Annotated in this window: 3 protein-coding genes; 2 read left to right on the forward strand and 1 reads right to left on the reverse strand. The window is 62.2% G+C overall.

All coding sequences use genetic code 11. From position 1 onward, the window contains the following. Positions 1-200: 200 nt before the first annotated feature. Entirely contained in the window at positions 201-1,136 is a 936-nt protein-coding gene (locus BM064_RS26495; protein ID WP_088636073.1) for a cation diffusion facilitator family transporter, read from the forward strand. Between the two features lie 4 nt (positions 1,137-1,140). Here the strand turns inward: BM064_RS26495 and BM064_RS26500 are convergent, their stop codons facing one another. Then, entirely contained in the window at positions 1,141-1,491 is a 351-nt protein-coding gene (locus BM064_RS26500; RefSeq protein ID WP_092866572.1) for an ArsR/SmtB family transcription factor, read from the reverse strand. 63 nt (positions 1,492-1,554) lie between these two features. On the opposite strand from BM064_RS26500, the gene BM064_RS26505 reads away from it, so the two are divergent. Then, the gene (locus tag BM064_RS26505) at positions 1,555-2,403 is read left to right on the forward strand and encodes a cation diffusion facilitator family transporter (RefSeq protein WP_092866576.1); all 849 of its coding nucleotides are present in this window, start codon (positions 1,555-1,557) and stop codon (positions 2,401-2,403) included. The last annotated feature ends 184 nt before the right edge of the window (positions 2,404-2,587 follow it).

The following is a 2,587-nucleotide window of genomic DNA, read 5'->3' on the forward strand; positions in this document are numbered from 1 at the left end:
TGCCCAAAAACGCCTCCGATCGTGTCCATCATCCCTTCATGGACACTATCGACACTTCAGCAGACCCGGCAGAGCGGCGAGGCCGGACGCTTACGCGACATATGCCCGATGGAGTATTCTTTCATCATTGCCCCTTGAACCTATAGTCGCTGTAGATCGTATCTATCCTGAAACGATACGAATCGAAAGGAGCCGCCGTCATGGGTCACGGCCACCATCATCACGTCGATCTCGAGGCTGGCGACCGCCGCGTCTTCGCCGCCATCGCGGTCAATATGGGCCTGACGGTCGCGCAGATCGTCGGTGGTATCGTTTCCGGCTCGCTCGCTCTGATCGCGGACGCGCTGCACAACTTTTCCGACGCGATCTCGCTCATCATCGCTTTCGGCGCTCGAAAGATCGCGCGGCGACCAAGGGATGCAGAGATGACGTTCGGCTATGGCCGGGTCGAGGTCGTCGCCGCGCTAATCAACTACACCACGCTGATCGTGATCGGCCTCTATCTGCTTTACGAGGCCGCGATGCGCTTTGCCGATCCGCAGCCGGTCGAGGGCTGGCTGATCGTCATCATCGCAGGCATCGCGCTGATCGTGGACGCGGTGACGGCGGCGCTGACCTACGCCATGTCCAAATCCAGCGTGAACATCCGTGCGGCCTTCCTGCACAACGTGGCCGACGCGCTCGGCTCTGTCGCCGTGATCGTCGCGGGCACGCTGATCCTGCTCTACGACTGGCGGCTGATCGACCCGCTCGTGACGGTGCTGATCGCGGGCTATATCCTGTGGCAATCGTTCCGCGAAATTGGACCTGTGATCCGTATCCTGATGCTTGGATCGCCGCCCGAGATCGAGACAGACGCGGTTCTTGATACCGTGCGTGGAATCGACGGCGTGATGGGCATTCACCACGCGCATTTCTGGCAGATGGACGAACACCGCGCGGCACTGGATGCGCATGTCGTCATAGCCGAGGGGCGTTGGTCCGACGCAGACGCCGTGAAGGAACGGATCAAAGCTGCACTGGCTGACCGGTTCGATATCGAGCACACGACGCTTGAGCTGGAATGCGCGCGCCACGCCTGCGACGACCCGTCCGAGTTCGGCGGGCAGGGGCATGGCGACGAGCGGCACGGATGACCGTCTACTCTGTGTAGCTCTCGCAGCCGTCGATCCCGGTCCCCGTCGCGGCAAGGAGCCGATCCGCATCACGGAGAAGATCGGCAACCCGTCCACCCGCCAGGCGATACCGGACAAATCGACCTTCGCTGCGGCGGCTGACCAGCCCGCAGTCGAGCAGGCAGCGCAGATGGTTCGAGACGTTGGGTTGCCCCAATCCCGTATGACCGACAATTTCCTGCACGTTGCGTTCGCCTGATACCAGCGCATCAAGGATCGCCAGACGGCTGGGATCGCCGAGGCCCCGGAAGAGCTTTGCCCGCAGTTCCAGAGCGTCGGCTGCCAAAAGGTCGCCTTGCGCGTCGTTCGTCATCATATCATTGTCCACTGATACGTCAGCGGTGAACCCTTTCGCTCGCCACCTTGAAGAGGATCGCACATGAGCCAAGCCGAGAACAGCACGTTGTCTACGGCATCCTCACCGATCCGGATGCGGGTGCAGGGCATGGACTGCGCCAAGGACGCCGCCGAGATCGAGCGCGCGGCCCGGTCTGCGGGCGTGGCGACCGGCGATGTGAAGGTGTCTGCCGCGACCCACGTCATGACATTGCGGATCGCGGAGGGTGACTTGCCGAAAGTGCGGCCCGCGCTCGACGCGACCGGCTACGGCTTCGAGAAGATCGAGGACGGCGATACATCCTCCGATCCGGCCTACAAGAACCCGAGCTATCGCCGTGCGCTCTGGATCGTGGTCCTGCTCAATCTCGGCTACGGCGTGGTCGAGATGTTCGGCGGGTTCCTTTCAGGGTCGCAGGCGTTGAAGGCGGACGCGCTCGATTTTCTGGGTGATGGCGCGATCACCTTTCTGGGTCTGCTCGCCATCGGCTGGAGCCTGACATGGCGGGCGCGATCGGCAATGATCCAAGGGGTGTTTCTGGGACTTTTGGGCCTTGGCGTCGTCGGCAGCACGCTTTGGCGCGTTCTTAATCAGACGACGCCCGAAGCCGGGTTGATGGGAGCGTTCGCCGTAGGTGCGCTGATCGTGAATATCCTCGCAGTCCTGCCGCTCCTGAAACACCGCAAGGGGGACGCGAACATGCGGGCGGTCTGGCTCTTTTCGCGCAACGACGCCATCGGCAACCTCGCCGTGGTGATCGCCGCCGGGCTGGTCGCATGGCTTGGAAGCGCCTGGCCCGACTTGATTGTCGCGTTCGCCATTGCAGGGCTGTTCCTGCATTCGTCGTGGATGATTATCCGCGATGCGCGGAGCGACTTGGCGGAAACATAGGGTTGCGGACAAAAACCTCTTGTCAGAACCTATGCGTCAAAAACGGTGGATTCCGCCGGCGCCAGAAACGTATGAGTTTTGGCATATCCTTGGAGTGCGCCCCTTCGGGCGGACCGGCTCAGGCGGCGGTTTTGACAGAGGCGCGGGCGTTGCGTTCCTCGAATTCGACGGGGCTGAGATACCC

Source organism: Albimonas pacifica (assembly GCF_900113695.1).
Classification (GTDB): domain Bacteria; phylum Pseudomonadota; class Alphaproteobacteria; order Rhodobacterales; family Rhodobacteraceae; genus Albimonas; species Albimonas pacifica.